General features: G+C 42.4%; 17 protein-coding genes. 13 read left to right on the forward strand and 4 right to left on the reverse strand.

Annotation, left to right across the window (positions count from 1 at the left end; translation table 11 throughout):
• Positions 1-1,037 precede the first annotated feature (1,037 nt).
• The 3 genes from H5993_RS05920 to H5993_RS05930 all read left to right on the forward strand — a co-directional run bounded on the left by H5993_RS05920 (position 1,038) and on the right by H5993_RS05930 (position 2,440).
• The gene (locus H5993_RS05920) at positions 1,038-1,652 is read left to right on the forward strand and encodes a hypothetical protein (RefSeq protein WP_204776617.1); all 615 of its coding nucleotides are present in this window, start codon (positions 1,038-1,040) and stop codon (positions 1,650-1,652) included.
• A gap of 46 nt (positions 1,653-1,698) precedes the next feature.
• Positions 1,699-1,938: a hypothetical protein gene (locus tag H5993_RS05925; protein WP_204776618.1), complete on the forward strand. Its 240-nt coding sequence runs from the start codon at positions 1,699-1,701 to the stop codon at positions 1,936-1,938.
• A 343-nt stretch (positions 1,939-2,281) separates the two neighbouring features.
• Entirely contained in the window at positions 2,282-2,440 is a 159-nt protein-coding gene (locus H5993_RS05930; RefSeq protein ID WP_204776619.1) for a hypothetical protein, read from the forward strand.
• A 309-nt stretch (positions 2,441-2,749) separates the two neighbouring features.
• Here H5993_RS05930 and H5993_RS05935 read toward each other — a convergent pair whose 3' ends face one another.
• On the reverse strand, positions 2,750-3,967 hold the full coding sequence (locus tag H5993_RS05935; protein ID WP_204776620.1) for an MFS transporter: 1,218 nt from the start codon (positions 3,965-3,967) through the stop codon (positions 2,750-2,752).
• Between the two features lie 177 nt (positions 3,968-4,144).
• On the opposite strand from H5993_RS05935, the gene H5993_RS05940 reads away from it, so the two are divergent.
• The 4 genes from H5993_RS05940 (at position 4,145) to H5993_RS05955 (ending at position 7,755) form a co-directional block, all read left to right on the forward strand.
• Positions 4,145-4,975, forward strand: a complete 831-nt coding sequence (locus H5993_RS05940; RefSeq protein ID WP_204776621.1) for a metallophosphoesterase family protein — start codon at positions 4,145-4,147, stop codon at positions 4,973-4,975.
• A gap of 99 nt (positions 4,976-5,074) precedes the next feature.
• On the forward strand, positions 5,075-5,344 hold the full coding sequence (rpsN, locus tag H5993_RS05945; protein WP_180872020.1) for a 30S ribosomal protein S14: 270 nt from the start codon (positions 5,075-5,077) through the stop codon (positions 5,342-5,344).
• Between the two features lie 224 nt (positions 5,345-5,568).
• Complete coding sequence (locus H5993_RS05950) at positions 5,569-6,864, forward strand: PTS transporter subunit EIIC (RefSeq protein ID WP_204776622.1); 1,296 nt, start codon at positions 5,569-5,571, stop codon at positions 6,862-6,864.
• Between the two features lie 3 nt (positions 6,865-6,867).
• Entirely contained in the window at positions 6,868-7,755 is an 888-nt protein-coding gene (locus tag H5993_RS05955) for an alpha/beta hydrolase (protein WP_428980930.1), read from the forward strand.
• A gap of 100 nt (positions 7,756-7,855) precedes the next feature.
• On the opposite strand, the gene H5993_RS05960 is transcribed toward H5993_RS05955, so the two are convergent.
• On the reverse strand, positions 7,856-9,268 hold the full coding sequence (locus tag H5993_RS05960; RefSeq protein ID WP_204776624.1) for a C69 family dipeptidase: 1,413 nt from the start codon (positions 9,266-9,268) through the stop codon (positions 7,856-7,858).
• 149 nt (positions 9,269-9,417) lie between these two features.
• On the opposite strand from H5993_RS05960, the gene H5993_RS05965 reads away from it, so the two are divergent.
• The 4 genes from H5993_RS05965 (at position 9,418) to H5993_RS05980 (ending at position 14,029) form a co-directional block, all read left to right on the forward strand.
• Positions 9,418-11,247, forward strand: coding sequence for a monovalent cation:proton antiporter family protein (locus tag H5993_RS05965; protein WP_204776625.1), 1,830 nt, complete (start codon positions 9,418-9,420; stop codon positions 11,245-11,247).
• 65 nt (positions 11,248-11,312) lie between these two features.
• The gene (gene thmT / locus H5993_RS05970) at positions 11,313-11,498 is read left to right on the forward strand and encodes a 2-hydroxymuconate tautomerase (protein ID WP_180872025.1); all 186 of its coding nucleotides are present in this window, start codon (positions 11,313-11,315) and stop codon (positions 11,496-11,498) included.
• 163 nt (positions 11,499-11,661) lie between these two features.
• The gene (gene glpK, locus H5993_RS05975; RefSeq protein ID WP_204776626.1) at positions 11,662-13,164 is read left to right on the forward strand and encodes a glycerol kinase GlpK; all 1,503 of its coding nucleotides are present in this window, start codon (positions 11,662-11,664) and stop codon (positions 13,162-13,164) included.
• Between the two features lie 19 nt (positions 13,165-13,183).
• A complete protein-coding gene (locus H5993_RS05980; RefSeq protein ID WP_204776642.1) occupies positions 13,184-14,029 on the forward strand; it encodes an SPFH domain-containing protein in 846 nt (281 codons plus the stop codon).
• Between the two features lie 339 nt (positions 14,030-14,368).
• On the opposite strand, the gene H5993_RS05985 is transcribed toward H5993_RS05980, so the two are convergent.
• Together H5993_RS05985 and H5993_RS05990 are read right to left on the reverse strand one after the other, a co-directional pair.
• Entirely contained in the window at positions 14,369-15,040 is a 672-nt protein-coding gene (locus H5993_RS05985) for a TVP38/TMEM64 family protein (RefSeq protein WP_204776627.1), read from the reverse strand.
• Positions 15,037-16,266, reverse strand: coding sequence for a DNA/RNA helicase domain-containing protein (locus H5993_RS05990; RefSeq protein WP_204776643.1), 1,230 nt, complete (start codon positions 16,264-16,266; stop codon positions 15,037-15,039). Before H5993_RS05990 ends, H5993_RS05985 begins: the two co-directional genes overlap by 4 nt.
• A gap of 151 nt (positions 16,267-16,417) precedes the next feature.
• Here H5993_RS05990 and H5993_RS05995 point away from each other — a divergent pair, with 151 nt between their 5' ends.
• Positions 16,418-18,187 carry a 1-deoxy-D-xylulose-5-phosphate synthase gene (locus tag H5993_RS05995; RefSeq protein WP_204776628.1) on the forward strand — a complete coding sequence of 590 codons (1,770 nt, stop codon included), beginning with the start codon at positions 16,418-16,420 and terminating at the stop codon, positions 18,185-18,187.
• Positions 18,188-18,504: 317 nt separating this feature from the next.
• Positions 18,505-19,893: an amino acid permease gene (locus H5993_RS06000; protein ID WP_204776629.1), complete on the forward strand. Its 1,389-nt coding sequence runs from the start codon at positions 18,505-18,507 to the stop codon at positions 19,891-19,893.
• The last annotated feature ends 20 nt before the right edge of the window (positions 19,894-19,913 follow it).

Raw genomic sequence — 19,913 nt, forward strand, 5'->3', positions numbered from 1 at the left:
ATACATAAAATCCCCTAAATCAAAAAAATTGGTACTGCTAGGATTTTACTCCTATCAGTACCAAATATTGTAGACCCGCTTTTTTTATACATAAAATACCATAAACCAATTTTCGTGAGCTGATGCAATGAAACCAGATTTGATAGACTGGCTTGAGCTTATTGGTGTTGTTATTACTTTTATATTGAAGCTAGCTTTTGTAATATCAGCAATTCATTTCTTCTGGAGCTTTTAGCTCTCGACCTGAGTATGTCATATCGTTGGCAGTTTTGAATGAAGGCATTCTGACGATCGCTCATTAGTAGAGATGATTTCGATGGGAATGTAAAATGTGATAAAATAGAAATGCTATGATGTAGGCATTTGCTTGTTTTCCCTACGCAAGTGGGGGTGTTTCATTAGCGGTAATTCTTTAGGTGTAGCCATGCAATATAAATTAATTTCCGTGTGGAACATGGCTGTGAATAAGGAACGAAAATTTACCCAATCCTTACAAAAGCTTTACCGACTGACTTGGCTGATGAAGCACAAACTGCTTCTACCCTTTCCGGGATTGTTTCCAAGAAAAAGCAACTCAAGGTACTTTTGATTATGGATAATCTTAATTAGGAATTGAAGCAAATCTAAAAGGAGTAGTTTACAGCGCAAAGCTATTTATTAACGCCAATTCTCCGGCAAGCATTAGAGTATATGACAAACACGAATACGACAGGGGCAAGAATTTAAAAGTCGTATTTGATAGCGATTGTTTGGATTTAAACGAAGGTTATATCGATATTCTCAAAAATCTAGCTAAGAAATTTGATGAAATCAGCAATAAAGAAGATATGATTTATGTAGAAGATTAATCTTTGAGTAGTGATGCAATTGGTACAATTGAGTAGGCAGTCTATTTTGTCCTACTCTTTTCAGTCTAAAATATTTTGGGCTTAAAAGAGTGGGACAAAAAATCATAATGAGGTGAAAATAAAAATGGGGAAAAAAGATGGGAGAGCAACGACGCTTTACTTCAAGCTCTAAAAGAAGAAATTATCCGTTTGGGTATTCAAGACAACCCAAGTATGACTAAATATCAAGAGATGTATGCTAGGGGCGTTGCCCCTAGTCCTAACAGTGTTATTGGCCGTACGGGTAAAAGTTGGGGTGTACTCATGAAAGAATTGGACTTTGACTATGATGGGAAAAAGAACATTGTCAAAGCAGGTAAAAAGAACACTCTAGATAAAAACGGAAATAGTTACAGATCACAAAGGCTTTCTAATCCAGAAGTTTTGAAAAATAAACTCAACGAAGCGATAGAATTAATCAAAAACGAGCACATAACAAGTGCAAAGGATTTTCAAAGGGTTTCTACCGAAAAAATTGGAGTTTCATATAAGACTTTTCAGAGACACGGTTTTCCGTTTACTAAGATAGTAGAAATGTATGAAGATAAATACGGAAAGAAAGTTTCGGTAGGCAGTAAGTACGCTAATAAGTCGAATGCCGAATTGCTTAATATGGTTATTGAATACATGAGAGAAAATAATATCAATAGCTTTTCCAAATATGGTGAAAAAAGAACAAAAGACCTACCATCATCATCTGTAATAACTAAGCGATTGAATAAAACGTTTAAAGAGGTAAATGAGTTAATTAAAGTATTGTTGTAAAATACTTGTTTTATAAAGAATTATAAAAATAATTGGGGGAATAAGTGTGGTAGTATCAGACGCTATGAATCGAGCAATTTACAAGTATCGGGAGAATAATCCAGTTGATACTAGATACCATCAAGCAAAACGTTCAGCACGAAGTTTCGTAAATGCTGATTTAAGTAGGAATACTAAATTAGCACATTCGATTAATGCCAATATGGATCGTTATGTAGAAGACTTGTACGAAATTATCGATTTGGCAAGGGAACGAATTGATTTGGTTCAAGGAAGAAAGAAATAATTTTTATATTGACAACATTCAATAAGCGTGCTGCTTTAGTAGTAGGCGACCGGCCTAAAAGGATTTAAGCAAAGTTCACAATTCGGTGGGCTTTTTATTTTCCTCTTAAAGATCGGTGGTATTTTTTAGGATGCTACGTATCTTTCAACTGCTAAAGACGGATACAGTTACAACGAGCATCGAACTATTCGTGTTATCATAAAATCGAGCAAAAGTGGAAAAGATATTTCAAACTTTAATTTAGGTGAACATGAAGTGCTCTTTCATGGAAATACAAGATTTGTCATGGAAGACGCTCATGTGGATAAAGTTGGGAACATGATAGTGGTCTGGAGTGAGAAGGATGGATAAAAAATCCACCTCAAGAAAGCTAAAACCGTTTGAGAAGTGGAAAGGAGTAACGTTTGATTATTCAAATGTTACAACTGAAGATGAAAAGAAGACTAAAGATTATCAAAAAGCTTTTAAAGAAGCTTTTGCCAGTCGAAACAAACGAAAATAAATTCAAAGGGATTGCAAACCATTAGTTGATGCCCTTTTTCCTGATTGAAGGGGGAAAGTTTTTTCAAAAATGGAAGCGGTCTTTAATGGTGATCAGCGGTATGATATGGGCCGGAAGAAGTCGCACCGCTTGTCGGCAATGGTACTGACATGGGAACGAATCAAAGTGTCCAAGGTTTAGACTCAATTTTAGCACCGTCGATGATGCGGGAATGGTTAATCATCAATTCATAAAAAAGATCCCCGCTAAGCTTGCGATGAATTTTACTTCATCGGTTGACCTAGCGGGGATGATAGTTTAATACAGCGTTTAAGCGACTTGTTTGGTTCGATTGATGTAAACAATTAAAAGATTAATTAAAAGGGTTAATCCGGTTAACCAGAAGACCATTGGATAGGAGAATAATCCAGAAACCAGTGAGCCGAGGAGCGCACCAAAAACTGATCCAGCTGCTTGGAAGGACTGGTTATAAGAGAAAATCCGGCCAAAGGCTTCTTGCGGTACGTCAAGCGTCAGGATTGTTTGAGCAGCAGGCAGTAACCCAGCGCTGGCAAGGCCTAAGATAAAGCGCCAGCAGGCTAACCACCATGGTGAATGCGTCAAGGCCATTGGCACAAACAATAAGGTCGCGATCGTTAATCCAATCATTAAGACTTTTTCTGGCCCCACGCGATCCATCACATGCCCAACTTTAGATGCCGAAAGGAGATTACCTAATCCCGGTGCCGCTGCGACTACCCCGGCAATGAAGGCTAAATTATTGTGATTGCCAATCATATCCCGGACGTAAAGGGAAACAATTGGATCAATACTCATGACTGAAGCCTGGACGATTAGAGTGGTAATAAACATTGCGTAAATGATTTTGATATTGGGAATCAAATGCAAAAGTTCCTGCATTGGCTTCATTTCTTCCTTCTTAATTGGGGTAAAATGCTCTTCGACTAAAAATAGCGTGAATAAGAAGGTCAAAAACATCAAGCCACCGGTGATAAAGAAGGGAATGCGATAACCAAAAGCATCTGATAATGCCCCGCCTAATAGCGGGCCAACTAGATTACCAGAAACTCCCGCGGTCATCATGGTTGACATCACCCAGCCTGATTTACGGTGGGGTGTTTCCCCAGCGATTAGCGCCGTGGCGTTATTAATGTAACCCGAAAAGGCACCTTGCAGTAGGCGCATAAAGATAATCATCCAGGCACCGGTTGAAAGACCAGTTACAAAAATTGTGATTGCCATAACACCACTAGCCCGAAGACACATTAGTTTACGACCCTTTGTATCGGCCAAATTTCCCCAATAAGGTGAAACAATTGCTTGAGAAATGAAGGTTGCCGCAAAGGCAAGACCAGAATAAATATTTAATTGGAAACGGGTGAGATGCCCTAATTCATTAATAAAGAGGGAAATGAACGGCATCGTCATTGAATACCCCATCCCAGTGATAAAACATCCGAGCCAAAGGACAATAAAGGCACGATGCCATCCGCTGGGGAAGGGCTCTTCAGTGGTATTTACTGACATAAATCAACTTCCTTTTACTTAAATTTAACATCATCTAGGATAACACACCTGAGCAAAAATGACGTTTAAAAACTTATAAAGTCACGATTTACTGCCAATTGTCCGGATCTAACCATGATTTAATTAGGATTCGGTAGTAAGATTAAGAAGAGAAATTTGAATGAGGGAGATGTCCGCGTGAAACAAGTAGCAGTTTTTTCAGATGTTCATGGCAATACAACGGCCTTCAAAGCGATGATTGCTGATGCCCGGGCGAATGGGGCCAACGAATATTGGTTTTTAGGAGACTTATTAATGCCAGGCCCAGGAGTAGCTGAAATTTGGCGACTCTTGCAAGAGCTTCAGCCCACCCACTTAATTCGGGGAAATTGGGATGATTTAGTAATTCATGGGATCCGGGGTGATATCGACCTGAGTCGCCCTTCGCACGTTTACTTTGCGCGCTTAGCCCAATTCGTTGGTGAAACTTTACCGGCCGGGGCGCTGGAAAAGATGGCAACTTGGCCGATTGCTAAGCAAATCGAAGTTGGAAATTTAAAGATCAACCTCAGTCACAATCTCCCAAATCTAAATATGGGCCAAGCGCTTTTCCCAACTAATGAAAGTGAAAAATTCGATCAGCTTTTAGTTAATGGGGCTGATCTTGCCATCTATGCCCATGTTCATCATCAATTATTCCGTTATGGGACGGATGAACGGATAGTACTTAACCCTGGTTCAGTTGGTGAACCTTTTAATGGTCAACTAAAACTGCAAGCTGATATGCGCGCCCAATACTTATTGTTAACTTTTGACGACCAGGGAATTGCTGATTTACGCTTTCGGCACGTTAATTATCAACGGGAGCATGAGCGTAAACTAGCAATTCAGGCTGATCTCCCATATTTAGAGCTTTATTTGCGCCATCTCAAGACTGGGCGAGTTTATACACATAACCAAGAGCTAATCCATAAATTAAATGAAAAGTATCATTATAAAGCTGATTGTGAGGCCTATCGAACAAAATAGTTGGCAAACCATCAATCTTTCGGTAAAATATGATCTGAATTGACGGCAAATGCGATTTTGACATGTTGTTTAAAGTTAAGTTTTATTGGAGGATTTTGAATGGCTAAAAAGTCAAAAATTGCAAAAGCACAACGGCAAGCAGCGACCGTTAAAAAATATGCTGCTAAACGCGCAGCCTTAAAAGCAGCGCATGATTACAAGGGACTTTCGCTTTTACCGCGGGATGCAAGTCCAGTTCGTTTGCATAATCGCGACCAATATGATGGCCGTCCCCATGCTTATATGCGTAAATTTGGGATGTCCCGGTTGACATTTCGGCGGCTTGCCCATGAAGGTAAGCTACCAGGAGTCCGGAAAGCAAGCTGGTAAAGGATTCGTTAACGACCTTTAAAGTTGATTATCAAGAATGAGGCAGATAGGGAACTAATTTTTCCTTTCCTGCCTTTATTTATTTTTGAAGGTCACGCAAAATGATTGCGGTTGTGAAGTTTTTTCGAAATTAAGGGCTTTTTTAGCGAATAATCGGTCTAACCCTTGAATTTTAAAGCATTAAACGCGAAAATAAGTTGAATAGCAGAAAAGAGGCTGAAAATGTGACGACCCAAATAGTAAACCTGTTAGTGCGGCTTAGACGGACAATGTTAGTAAGAGCTTTACGGCGGACGCTTGTCGTGATCTTTCCCTTTGTTCTGGTTGGGACTTTTGCCAAGCTAATTGTCAGTACCCTATTAATGCCAGATAGTTTTTTATATGCAATTTTATTCTTAGATCGATGGGTTAATCCGGTGATTATCAAAACTTTAGCGAGTGGCTTTACGGTTCTGGGCACCGTTACCGTTGGGATGATTAGTTTATACGCTGCCTATGTAATGGCAATGTATACTGCGAAGCTTTATCAGCGCGATCCCCAGATGGCCGGGCTAACAGGCTTAACGGCCATGCTGATGTTGGCCTATCGGGTTTCGCAGAATAATCGCGCCAACCTCGATTGGATGATAACTTCGTACGGAAATTTGTTTTTCGCCCTCGTCGTTGGTTATTTGGTCGGGCAAAGCTTTCGGTGGCCGGGAAAGCCGCGATACCAATCCACTAATAATCATCTGGATGCAGTTTTTGAACGGACCTATGGGGCTTTCAAACCAATGCTCCTCGTCTTTGGCGTGAGTCTAATTATTAGCATTCTATTAAACTTAGCTTCATATTATAGTCTTCTCTCGCAGTTGTACGGGTCCTTACAGGTCATTGATAATGGAAATCAACCAGTTTGGCTTAAACTCTTGGTTATTCTTTTAAGTACGGGTTTAAATTGGCTAGGGTTAGGCGGGCCGTACTATAACGGTGATCTGGTGCTTGATAGTAGCCAAGCTTCGATTGACTTAACATATTTACTTACCCATCACGGCCATGGCGCAGTTCCGTATCCATATTTAACCTCAGTTTTGCAAAAATCCTTTGCTAACTTTGGCGGAACTAGTTTAACCTTAGCGCTGCTAATCGCGTTGATTTTTGTTACTAAACGCAAAAATTATCATCGCCTAATTCGGACCAATCTGATACCGGTCCTTTTCAATGCTGACCATGGTTTTGCAGTTGGTTTACCGGTCATCTTAAACCCGATCTACTTAATACCAGTGATTGGGCTCCCTTTTATCAATATTGCGATTGCTAGCTTAGGCATCGCTTGGCACTGGTATCCAACGCCTGTTTATCCAATTCCCCAAGGAACTCCGGGGATCTTATATGCCTTTTTTGGAACCAATGGGAATTGGGCAGCGCTGTTAATGACGATAGGACTCTTAGTTCTTGACGTGATCTGTTATGTGCCTTTCGTTAAACTGGCTCTCCGGGTAAACAATACGGTACAAAAACTGGACCAGGAGGCGGATTAAATGATGCAACGACTAAATTCCCAACAAAAATTGACCTTAAAGTTAGTCTTGCTCGCAGTTGGCTTGATTATTATTTTAGCGATTCCTGGTTTTTTGATCATGCAGAGTTCAAATCAACAAATGGCTAAGCGACAACGGTCAATGCTCTCGCCGGTAATTATGATTCCAGGCTCATCAGCCACTAAGGAACGATTTAATCGGTTGGTGAACTTGTTAAATAAAGATACGAATCAAAAACATAGCCTATTGAAAGTTGAAGTTTTTAATAATGGTAAAATTACCTACAGCGGTAAAATCAATCGTGGTGATCGCGAGCCATTTATCGTGGTAGGCTTTCAAAATAATCACGATGGTTACAGCAATATCAAACAACAAGCAAAGATGTTTAATCAGGCCTTTGAACAACTGAGTGAGGAATATCAGTTTAATAATTTTAAAGCCTTTGGGCATTCAAACGGGGGGCTAATTTGGACGCAATGGTTGGAAAATTACTATCAAGATTATCGTGATAGCATTACCATTAAATCCCTGATGACCGTTGCGTCACCCTTTAACTTTGAAGAAACTTCTACGAAAAATAAAACCCAGATGTTTACCGATTTTGTTAAGCATCGCGACCAAATTCCAAGTAGTTTGAATGTCATTGCTGTCGTTGGAAATGAAGATTCCTATACATCGGATGGCCTCGTTCCGGCTAATTCCGTCCTTGCGGGAAAGTACATCTACCAAAAACGGGTTAAAAACTATACTTCGATGACGGTTACTGGTGAACAAGCGCAACACTCAAATCTGCCGCAAAACCAGCAAATTGTGAAACTAATTGAACAATACTTGCTTGACTCGACGAAGCAACGCCGGCAACCGGGAGCGAGGACCACCGGACAAAATTAGCGAATGAAAAATTGGATAGTTAACCGGAGTTACTGAGTAACCTTCGGAGATGAAAGAAAGACCGGGAAGAAACGAGCGCTTCTTCCCGGTCTCTTTATAATTAAAGATTTTCGTCAGTATTAAAGTTAAGTGCGCAGTAATCAGTCATCTTGGTGATTAGTCGAAGGCTTAACTGCTTATAGGCGTTTAAAACGTCAGTGGCAAAATCGTTACTTTGGCGGGTGAGATAGGCCGCCCGTTTTGCTGCCGGTAGATCTTGGCTCGCTTGGTCGGCTTCATTAACCATTTGGGTTGCGTTAATCCGCATTTCCTTTTGCACATCCCGCAAATCTGGCAAAAAGTCATGGAGGTGACTATCAACTAAAACGCTCGCATGCTTAAAAATCCAGTAAGCTGAATTGAGCTGGGCGGGTAACTTTCCCCGTTTGTAGGCCGCCAAGGTCGTAGTTAGGTCAGCAAAGAAAGGCACAAAGGTACTTTGGTTAGCCACGCCCATTGCCAACCAGTGCAGATTGTTGCCGTTTGGCCGATTTGTTTGTAAGACGTGCGACTCTTGGGTTTTGGCTAAACTAATTGGCCGATAGCGGTGTTTCTCTTCTTCACTTCCAGTCCCAATGGGGTCGTATGGGGTACCTTGGAAGTGACTAGCGAGGTAATTTTGGGCGTCAATGACCGATAACTTACGTTCTGGCCTCATCAAGAAGGGCAAATCCTGGCTTTCGGGTGTTTCTAGTACGGCCGCCTTCGGACTAAACATTTGATGGCCATACCAAACCCGAGGGGTGGAATAAATCGCATCCGACCGATCATGAGTACCAAAAATTTCGCGGAAATTGAAACCATCGTCAGCGGGATTTAACTGGTTTTTGGTTACAAATGCTTGAATTTGGGGATGGAACATGAAATTATCGGGATCATTAAAGTTAATTTCTTGAATCGCTAATTGGTTACCTACCACCGCATAAGCATCATCTGGAATTCGTTGGGCCACCCAGTAATGACCAGCCGCAGATTCAAAGTACCAGGCTTCATTGTCGTCGGCAAAGAGAACCCCGTTAGTTTCACCGGTCCCGTATTTAGCAATTAAATCCCCCAGGCGTTGCACGCCTTCGCGGGCCGTTTTAACAAAGGGGAGGACCACCGTTACCATGGCTTCCTCATTTAAGCCGTCCTTAACTAAGGGGTCAAAGCCCAGTACGCGCTCGTTGGTATAAGCACTTTCGGTTGCACTCATTGCAACGTGGTATTCGTTAATGCCGGCTTCTTCAAAGAGACCATACTTATCGGTCCATTCAGGGGTGGCGGTGTATTTGAAACTGTCAGTTGGCAAATTCAGACTCAGGCCGGTTTCCTTGGAAACAAAGTGATCACCAACTTTGCCCCGTTCGTGAACGACGAAATGCTTTGGCCAGGCAGCCTTAGCGTCTTCATTTCGCCCAATCATTATGGTGCCATCAATTGAAGCTTGTTTACCGATTAAGATACTGGTACAAGCAGATAATTTTTTTTGCATCTCCACACTCCTCCAAAAAAAGTTTTGTTATTTTAATTGTAGCTTATTTTGAAAGTTTAAGAAAATTTATTTTCTTCAGAGGTTACAACTGGTATTTTTTTTGAACTTGCGGTAATCTAGGTAAATGAAAATTTTCACAGGAGGGTAGTATGACTCAACTTTCAATGTTTATTGTTGTTTTAGCCGCCTTAGTGATTCCGATTATGATGGCCCGGTTTAAAGTCACCAGTGTGCCGACTGCTGTCGCGGAAATTGTGGTCGGGATTATCTTGGGAAAAACAGGCTTTAATTTAGTTCAGCAAAATAGCACCCTGAGCTTACTTTCGGAAATGGGGGTTATTTTGCTGATGTTCTTATCGGGGATGGAAATTGATTTTAGTTTGTTTAAAGCTAAGCCGAGTGAAGATGATAACCAGGCGTCACCGGTTAAATTAGCTTCTTTGGCCTTTGCGGGAATTTTAGTGGTTGCTACCATTTTAAGTTTCGCCCTTAAATATACCGGTCTCTTCCCGGACCCGCTCTTAGCAATTATTCTTTTCTCCACGATTGCTTTAGGGGTGGTGATTGCCACTTTGAAAGAAAAAGAAATCCTCAGTAAGCCAATGGGCCAAACGATCCTCTTAACGGCAGTGCTTGGGGAAGTAGTACCAATGTTTGGCTTGACGGTTTATGCCACTTTAAACGGTGGTAACGCTAGTCGCCTTTGGCTCTTAGTTTTGCTGTTGTTAGCTGCGATTATACTACTTTATCGTTTTAAACAGCCATTTATTTGGTTTAACAAAATTACCAAGGCAACGACCCAGCTCGATATTCGATTAGCCTTCTTTTTGATTTTCACCTTAGTAATTATTGCCGAACAGGTTGGTGCAGAAACAATTTTAGGAAGCTTCTTAGCCGGGATGGTGATGAAACTTCTTGAGCCGCACGAGTCAACGGCTGAAAAGTTAACATCAATTGGATATGGTTTCTTTATTCCGATCTTCTTTATCATGACCGGGGTTAAGTTAAACCTGCGCGAATTATTTGCAAATCCGCAAGCCCTAATGTTAATTCCAATTTTGGTAGCCTGCTTCTTCATTGCTAAGCTCGTCCCAATTTTGGTATATCGGACGCGCTTTTCAAACCGGAACTCCATGGCGGGCGGTTTCCTAACTGCCACCACGATTACTTTAGTTTTACCATCCGTTCAGGTAGCGCAAAGCCTACAGGTGATCACTAATACCCAAGCGGGAGCTTTTATTTTAGCAGCGGTGCTGGTCTGCATTTTCGCTCCAATCATTTTCAATTCGGTTTACAAGCTTTCCAAGGAAGACTTAATCAAGCAACGGGTTGTTTTAATTGGCGCTAACATGATTACCGTGCCAATTGCGCAACAACTTTCCAATGAATGGTATGAAGTTCATGTGGTTACCACAGTGGAAAAGAATTACAAAACCTACAATAGTGAAGTAAAAAATCTGGTCCTCTTACCAGAAATTTCCAAAGAGAGCTTAACAAAGGCGGGATTAAATGACGTCGATATTTTAGCAGCCTGTTACCTTGATGATGAGCAAAACTATGAGTTTGCTCAAGCGGCCCTCCAAAGTGGAATCAAACGGATTATTGCCTTTCAAAATAGTCGCGCGGTTAATAATGAACGCATGGATCAGTTAGTAGCCCAAGGGGTTGAGATCTTTAACGCCTTTAACGTCGAAACTAGCGTTTTACGGGCCTTGATTGAATCACCATCGGTAATGCAAATGTTAACTGGTACCGAAACTGGCCTTTATGAAGTTCGCGTGGTTAATCATCGGTTTACGGGCCGGCAACTGATGGAGCTACCATTTATTGATAAGATAACGGTTAGCCGGATTCGTCGGCGGAATCATTGGATTGATCCGCACGGAACGACAGTCTTGGAATACAATGACCGCCTGATTTTCACAGGTAAAAAAGAGGATGTTAACACCATTCGTCAACAACTGCGGAAAGCTAATTAGTCCCGCAGTGCAGGTTAATATTAAGTATGGTAAAATATCTTTACTAGCAAAAGGAGGGTACAAAGATGCCATTAGTACACATTGAATTGCTTGAAGGCCGGACTCCCGAACAACTTAAGGGACTTGTTGAAGACGTTACGGCAGCAATTGCTAAAAACGCTAACGTTCCAGCAGAACGGATTCACATTGTTTTAAGTGAAATGAAGCATGATCATTACGCAGTTGGGGGTAAGCTAACCAGCGAAAAGTAACCCCGCTTTTAACCCTCCTTGGTCGTTTGGCTACGGAGGGTTTTCTTATTATTCAGAAACGATGGTCAAAAGTCACGGCTGGCGAGGATAATCTAGATGATAGGTTATATGATACTTCGGAGACCAGAGCTGCTTCAGACCGCTTTTCGAAAGGATGTTAAACGTGAGTGAAGAACAATATGTAATGGCAATTGACGAAGGCACCACTAGTGCCCGGGCAATGATCTTTGACCATGCTGGTCAAGTGGTAGCAATTGCCCAACGCGAATTTCCCCAATACTTTCCACAACCCAGCTGGGTCGAACACGATGCCTTAGAAATTTGGGATGCCGTTCAGGCAGTCATTGCGGACGTCATGATTAAAGCCCAGATTCAACCGTATAAGATTGCTGCGATTGGCATTACTAACCAACGGGAAACAACGGTGATTTGGGATAAACATACGGGAAAACCAATTCATAAGGCGATTGTTTGGCAATCTAAGCAAACGGCACCGATTGCCGAGGCGTTGGTTAAAGCGGGATTAACCGATGAAATTCACCAAAAGACGGGCTTAGTCATTGACTCCTATTTTTCAGCAACTAAGATCAAATGGCTCTTAGATCATGTGCCGGGTGCCCGAAAAAAAGCAGAGAGCGGTGATCTCCTTTTCGGCACGATTGATACCTGGCTCTTATGGAACCTAACCAGTCACCGAGTCCACGCTACCGATGTTTCTAACGCTTCGCGGACGATGCTGTTTAATATTCACACTTTAGACTGGGATCAATCAATTTTAGATCAACTCGACATCCCCCGGGCAATGTTACCAACGGTTAAGCCATCATCCTCAATTTTTGGTTATACCAATGATTACCATTTCTACGGAGTACAAGTACCGATTGCGGGGATGGCTGGGGATCAACAAGCGGCGCTCTTTGGTCAAGCAGCCTTCGAAAAAGGTAGTGTCAAAAATACTTATGGCACCGGGGCCTTTATCGTGATGAACACCGGAGAAAAACCGGTACTTTCCAAGAATGGTCTCTTAACCACGGTGGCCTATGGCCTAGATGGAAAAGTTAACTATGCGTTGGAAGGGAGTATTTTTGTGGCTGGTTCGGCCATCCAGTGGCTTCGGGATGGGCTTGAATTCTTTAAGTCGGCTGGCGAATCCGAAAAGATGGCAATTGATGCAAAAACGACCGGTGGGGTATATGTAGTCCCATCCTTTACGGGGCTCGGCGCACCGTATTGGGATCAAGAAGTTCGGGGAGCAATGTTTGGCTTAACCCGCGGAAGTAACCGGGGGAACATTATTCGGGCCACCTTACAGGCAATTGCTTACCAAGCCAAGGACGTTGTGGAGACAATGGTCAAGGATACGGGGTTGACTTTAACCCATTTAGCAGTTGATGGCGGTGCCAGTCGGAATAATTACCTCATGCAATTCCAAGCTAATCTTCTCCAAACTCCAGTTGTCCGGGCCGCAATTGAAGAAACCACGGCCCTTGGGGCAGCCTACTTGGCCGGATTAGCGGTTGGCTTTTGGAATGATCAAGCGGAACTAGCCCGCTTGAGTAAATTAGGGGAACACTTCCAGCCAACGATGCCAGCTCAAAAGGCAAAGCAATTATATCAAGGCTGGCAACGAGCAATTAAAGCGGCGCAGCTATTTAGTCACGAGTAATTTAAAAGAGGGCCAAATGATGAAGGAAAAAACAGTTTTTCACGTTAACGGTTATTTAGGTTTAATGCTTGCCCTGGTCCTGCTAGGGATTGGGGGTTGGTTCGTATATTTACAAAGGATGGTCTTAGGAATCCTCTTGATCCTGTTAGGGTTACTGACGGGGTCTTCATTAACGGTTATCCAACCTAATACGGCTAAGGTAATAACTTTTTTTGGTAATTACCTTGGGACAATCCGGGATGCTGGCCTATTCTTAACGGTCCCACTAACTAACAAGGATACCATTTCCTTACGGGTGCGTAATTTTAACAGTCAGGTTTTAAAAGTTAATGATCTGAAAGGAAACCCCATCGAAATTGCCGCGGTCATCGTTTTTAAAGTCGTTGATACGGCCCAGGCCTTGTTTGCAGTTGATGATTACGAAGAATTTGTCGAAATTCAATCTGAATCAGCGATCCGGCATGTCGCGAGTGAATATCCTTACGATACTTTTGAAGATGAAGGAGCTTTAACCTTGCGGGGAAATGCAACTGAAGTATCGGCGAAGCTAACTCAAGAACTGCAAGCACGCCTGCAAGTTGCCGGGGTTGAGGTCATGGAAACGCGGTTAACTCACTTAGCTTATGCCACTGAAATTGCTTCGGCGATGCTCCAAAAGCAACAATCAGCCGCGATCTTAGCCGCCCGACAAACGATAGTTGATGGGGCGGTATCAATTGTTGAAGATGCGGTCGAACGGTTGACAAAAGAGCTAGATTTAAACTTGTCAGATGCAGATCGGCTCGCTATCATCAATAATATTCTGGTTGCAATCATTAGCGAACGCGGAACGCAACCGGTAATTGAAACAGGGCAACAAAAATAAAAATTATCGAGGTTGGGGAAAAAGCTCCTTGACGGCTGGTTGGGATAAGCAGAACGAAGGTTGATTCATTAGAATCGGCCTTTCGTTCGCACTTATCCGCTAAGGCCGTGCTTTGGAGCGAACCAGCCAACTGGTTTGGCGTTTGTGAGCCCATTCAGCTACTGCTTTGACCTTAGTTACTGAGTAACATTCGGAGATGCAAGAAAGGCCGGGAAGAAACGCGTGTTTCTTCCCGGCTTCTTTTCACTACAATTGTGAATGTCACATATTTACTTTAACTAAAAGTCAAAATAAAAACTACCACCAACAGTCAGTAGTAGTTTCATCTCTTTCTTGCTCCTAATTATTTTCCCGCCGATGATGAACAATTAATTGGCGCAGACAAATAAGAACAACGACAAACATAACAGCCACGACAATGCGCTTAAAGCTCCCTTTCATAATGGCGTCACCACCAAAGGCATATAGAAAAGAAGTCGGTAACATCCCAACTGCCACCATTAATAGAAATTGGGAGGTTTTGATCTTTAGCTGCGTACAGGAATAATTAACCATGATACTTGGAATTACGGGAACCATATAGCCAAGTGTTAACCCTAATAAGGGGTGTTCATGGTGCATTAAGCGCTCCAAAATTTGATTCTCTTTAAAGCGCTTTGAAAAATTAAGCCGATTAATAAGTCCATAAGTTGAGCAATTTCCTAAGATATTTGCCAGCCAATTAATTAAAAAACCAACCACGGGGCCGTAACAAAGGCCGGTAAAAATGCAAATTACTGAATTTGAAGCCCCCGGAATCGCATTTAAAAGCGCAATCACAATTATCAAAAAAAGCATATCTTTTATACCGTGCGCGCGAATTAACTTAATTAATAGCGCCCGGTTATGCGGATTATAATGAAGCAAGAGCTTTATTTCAGGCATGAAGTCCCAAATTAAGAGTGCTAAAAAGATAATGATGACGATCGTTGCCACCCCGATTAGGAGCCATTTGTGGTCATTTTTCTTCATTTAACGACGCCTCCAATGGTTTCAAAGAGGTTGGTTAGCTTTTCACGTAGCTTCGAATCATGAGCATAGATGTAAGTGCCTAAAACCCCCCGTTTTAAAATGACGTTTAAAGCATTCCGGACCATTAAGTCCTTCAAATGTTCAATTTCAATTGGATCAGTCAGATCTTTGCGCCGTTTAAAAGCTTCGGTATCGGTGTACTTTGATAAATCAACCTTAAGCTGGTTAGTTTCCGGATCTAAATAGAAAATCGGACCGATAATAATCCCTGCATAATTAAGATCAAATCCTTGGCAAGTGTAGATTGAACCAACCTCATCAATTGTTTTTGGAATTTCTGCCCAGGGGATTTGGGTAAAATTGTATTGATCCCAGGGCATTTTAAATTTTCCTTCGCGGATATAGTGTTTACCGCCATCCAAAATCGATGGGTAGCCTGAAGTTGATAAAATCCGGGAAAGGCCAACTTGCTGGTTCCGGTGGACGATTTGTTGTCGCATCGCTTCTGCATCATTGTATACCCGAAAGTCGTACCCTTGGCGGGCATTTTCCGGAAGGGGATTAATATTGCCGTCAGAAAAGTCGTCAAGCCAGGTTACTAATTCCTCAGGCGCTTGCATCCGGAATTGGTGATGGAGTTTAACAACCTGCGTTGCAAAAGGGGCAAGCAGCTTTTGCAGACGGAATCTCGTCCAAAGACTCTTCATGCGGAGCACTTGCCTGAAGTCAACCACGATTACTACGACCCGACTTCGTTTTAAAAGTTCGAGTAATTGATTTTCATGGTAAAAATTATTGTAATGATCAGGCTTAGATAGTAGTAAATGAGCTTCGTCGATCACGACGAGGTCAAGGTGACCATCTTGTTTATCTAACTGGTTAATCATTGTCGTTGGCCGTTGAAAATCTTTCTTTAAAAGATGGGGTTGTTCGCCGGCTAATTGTCGATAAACCTTTAGGACCTCAGGGTGGTTGACGAGAAAACGGTTATTTGTCTGATAAAAAGGACTCTGCGGACTAGTCCGGGCCGCTACTTGCCACTGATTAAATAGGTGGGTTAGGACAACACTTTTGCCAGTACCGGCTTCGCCTTCGATTATAAAAACACTCGCTTGCTTATCATTTAAATGTTTTTGGGCAAAATGATTAATCTGCTTTACTAATTGGGCTTGCTCTGCAGTAAGCGGAAGCTCAGGAGCAAGCTTTTCCGTTGCGGCATTATTAATTGCCAATCTTGACGCCTCTTTCGTTTCGTTTTAGATCCAGTTTATCACATTGGAAAAAGATTTCGCTTTAATTCCGAGTTGTTGTAAAATAAAGATAGTTGATTTCACTTGGGGTAAACCGTTTAGCGCGGAAATTAAAGGAGTCGGAAAAATGAATCTGCACCCAGATTACTTATTAAACGATATTAATGAACCAGCGGACCTAAAAGGATTAAGCCTTGACCAGTTAAAGCAATTGGCAACTGAAATGCGACAATTGGTTTTGGAACGGGATAGCGCAATTGGGGGACACGTAGGTCCTAACTTGGGGATTATGGAGGTTACCTTGGCTTTCCATTATGTCTTCAATTCACCTCATGATAAAGTAATTTGGGACGTTTCCCACCTTTCATATCCACATAAAATGTTAACCGGACGTAAACTTGGTTTCTTAGATCCTGACCATTATGAAGACGTTTCCGGTTACACTAACCCAGAAGAAAGTGACCATGATTTCTTTGAAATTGGTCATACCTCAACCTCGGTCGCCTTGGCCGTTGGCATGGCCCAAGCGCGGGATATGTTAGGAAAGCATGAAAACCTGGTGGCCGTGATCGGGGACGGTTCCTTAAGTGGTGGACTTGCCTTTGAGGGTTTAAATAACGCAGCTAAGCTTCATTCAAATCTCATTATTGTGGTGAATGATAACCAAAATTCAATTGCCCCAAACCAAGGTGGGCTTTACCAAGGATTAGCGGAACTGCGGGCAACCAATGGTCAAAGTGAGAATAATATTTTTAAATTCATGGGATTAGATTATCAGTATGTGGCTAATGGTAATGACTTAGCGACGATGATTGAAACTTTTAAAGATATTAAGGACATTGACCATCCAATCGTTCTTCACGTTGTTACGAAGAAAGGAGCCGGTTATGCACCGGCCGAGGCGGAACCGGAACGTTATCACTGGCGGGATCCATTTGACTTAAAGACGGGTAAAGATAAGCAAATCAAGCCTAAAGAAACCTACTCTGGAGCGGTCATTGATGAATTGATTCGCCAAGTTAAGGCCGGGACCCCAATTGCCGCCATTACCGCGGCGATTCCGGGGGTCTTTGATCTGCATCGGTTTGAAAAACAATTCCCGGATCATTACTTCGATGTTGGGATTGCTGAACAAGTATCTGTGACATCAGCGGTGGCAATGGCCCAGGCCGGAATCCGTCCCGTGGTCTTTGAAAACAGTACTTTCTTACAACGGGCTTATGATCAATTAGTTCATGATATGGCCCTCAATTCGGTTCCAGTCGTTATGATTGTTCGTAACGGGACCATTAGCAATGGGTCAGCAACCCACCAGGGTGATTTTGATATTTCCTACATCAGCAGTTTACCGAACGTTGAATACTTAGCACCAACCAGTGTTGAAGAAATGATCTCTATGCTTCGCTGGGCGATCCGACAAACAGAAGTCCCGGTTGTGATCCGCCAACCGGAAAAGGCGCTCTTGCATCGGCCCGCTACCCAGGATGATTACAGCAATATCGATTACGAAATCGCTCATCAAGGAAGCGAAGTGGCCATCATGGCAGTTGGCGATTTCTGGGCTTTAGGCGAAGAAGTTGTTACCCAATTAAAGCGAAAACTTAATATTGATGCTAGTCTAATTAATCCTAAGTCGTTAACAAATATTGACCGGGAAGATCTACATTATCTCCAAGAGCGACATGACTTGGTTGTAACCCTTGAAGACGGCAATTTAAGTGGCGGCTTTGGTGAAATGATTTCCCGATACTTTGGAGCTACCAACATTAAAACACTTAACTTTGGGGCGCCACGGGAATTCGCCGATAATGTTCCAACTGAGGTTCTCGCTGAATGGTACCATCTCATGCCAGAGCAAATTGTTGATGACATCGAGCGAGTCTTGCATAGTATGTAGCGAAAAAAGCTGGAGATTACGGGCAAAAAACCGCTTCTGAAAATTAAATTAGGAAAATCTAATTATTTTCTTGCGCTTAACAATTGATAGTGCTATTCTTAAAAATGTAAGAACGCAAAGGAGGAAGTTATAATGTTATTACTAAGTCTCAACTCACAAACTACCTCCACCTCAACCACAACAACAGTTGGCGGTTGAGGGATTTTGCGGTGGATTAAATCAATAAGTAAACCACGCCAGATCTTTCAACCATTTTATTAATGGCCTGAAAGATCTGGTTTTTTGTATCTAAGGAAAATGGAAATGAGGGATTAATAATGGACAAGAATGCGCCACAGTTAAAGCGATCGATGACGCCAGGCCAAATGGAAATGATTGCGATTGGCGGAACGATCGGATCAGGACTCTTTATGGGGTCAACTTCTACGATTAAATGGGCCGGACCATCAGTGTTGCTTGCTTATGCCTTTGTTGGGTTGGTCCTCTATGGAGTGATGCGGGCCCTGGGGGAATTAGTCTACTTAAAACCAGGAACGGGTTCGTTTGCTGATTATGGGGCTGAATATATTCACCCAGCAGCCGGATATGTCGTAAAGTGGAGTAATGTTTTTCAATTCATCATCGTTGGGATTTCCGATATTATTGCCATGAGTCAGTATTTAAACTACTGGTGGCCCAATTTACCAGACTGGATTTCAGGAATTGTCATGATTGTTATTTTGACCTTAGCAAACCTAGCTTCGGCCAAAGCATACGGGCGACTTGAATTCTGGTTTGCGATGATCAAGGTCGTTACGATCATCTTTATGATTATCATTGGTCTTCTCGTAATCACGGTCGGACTTGGGAATAACTGGCACCCAGTTGGTATTAGCAACCTCTGGACGCACGGCGGGTTCTTCCCTGGGGGGTTAAAAGGCTTTGTCTTCTCAATGGCCGTAATTGCAGGTTCCTACCAAGGGGTTGAATTACTCGGGATTACGGCGGGGGAATCAGCCTCACCCCGGCATGCGATTATCAAGTCCGTTAAGTCCGTTATTTGGCGGATCCTCATCTTCTACATTGGTGCTATTTTCGTAATTGTTTCCATTTATCCATGGAACCAATTAAAAGCGGTTGGTTCACCATTTGTTGAAACCTTTACAAAGGTTGGGATTACGGGGGCAGCCGGCATTATTAACTTCGTTGTTTTAACGGCGGCTTTATCTGGGGCAAACTCTGGGATATACTCCGCTAGTCGGATGCTCTTTAAGCTCTCGGTTGATAAAGAAGTACCTGCTTTCTTTAGCCGTCTTTCCAAACACGTGGTGCCAAACGTTGCGATCTTAACGATTTCTTTTTGGATCCTCGTTGGATTTGTGGTTAACTTTATCTTAACGTCAATTAACTCAGCTTCTTCCAACCTATTCGTAATCGTTTACTCCTCAAGCGTTTTACCAGGGTTGGTACCTTGGTTCGTAATCTTACTTGCAGAATTAAATTACCGAAAGAATAACCCGCAAGATCTCGTTGACCATCCTTTCAAAGTTCCATTTTTCCCTTACTACAACTACTTTGCCTTAGCATCATTAGTGGTAATTGTGCTCTTCATGTTTATTAATCCTGATACCCGGGTTTCAGTTTCCGTGGGGGTCATTTTCTTAGCAATCATCATTGCTTTATTCTTCCTGCGGCACCGGAACGAGCTAAAACAATCAGTTGATTAATTTTTCCGCGAATAGACGTT

Source organism: Limosilactobacillus alvi, assembly GCF_016900115.1.
Classification (GTDB): domain Bacteria; phylum Bacillota; class Bacilli; order Lactobacillales; family Lactobacillaceae; genus Limosilactobacillus; species Limosilactobacillus alvi.

Bases quoted from the DNA above. Each gene is read 5' to 3' on its own strand.
- H5993_RS05980 (WP_204776642.1), top strand. From the start codon at position 13,184: ATGAAGGAAAAAACAGTTTTTCACGTTAACGGTTATTTAGGTTTAATG.
- H5993_RS05935 (WP_204776620.1), bottom strand. From the start codon at position 3,967: ATGTCAGTAAATACCACTGAAGAGCCCTTCCCCAGCGGATGGCATCGT.
- H5993_RS05960 (WP_204776624.1), bottom strand. From the start codon at position 9,268: ATGCAAAAAAAATTATCTGCTTGTACCAGTATCTTAATCGGTAAACAA.
- H5993_RS05985 (WP_204776627.1), bottom strand. From the start codon at position 15,040: ATGAAGAAAAATGACCACAAATGGCTCCTAATCGGGGTGGCAACGATC.
- H5993_RS05965 (WP_204776625.1), top strand. From the start codon at position 9,418: ATGACTCAACTTTCAATGTTTATTGTTGTTTTAGCCGCCTTAGTGATT.
- H5993_RS05955 (WP_428980930.1), top strand. From the start codon at position 6,868: ATGCAACGACTAAATTCCCAACAAAAATTGACCTTAAAGTTAGTCTTG.
- thmT (WP_180872025.1), top strand. From the start codon at position 11,313: ATGCCATTAGTACACATTGAATTGCTTGAAGGCCGGACTCCCGAACAA.
- H5993_RS05930 (WP_204776619.1), top strand. From the start codon at position 2,282: ATGGATAAAAAATCCACCTCAAGAAAGCTAAAACCGTTTGAGAAGTGG.
- H5993_RS06000 (WP_204776629.1), top strand. From the start codon at position 18,505: ATGGACAAGAATGCGCCACAGTTAAAGCGATCGATGACGCCAGGCCAA.
- H5993_RS05995 (WP_204776628.1), top strand. From the start codon at position 16,418: ATGAATCTGCACCCAGATTACTTATTAAACGATATTAATGAACCAGCG.
- rpsN (WP_180872020.1), top strand. From the start codon at position 5,075: ATGGCTAAAAAGTCAAAAATTGCAAAAGCACAACGGCAAGCAGCGACC.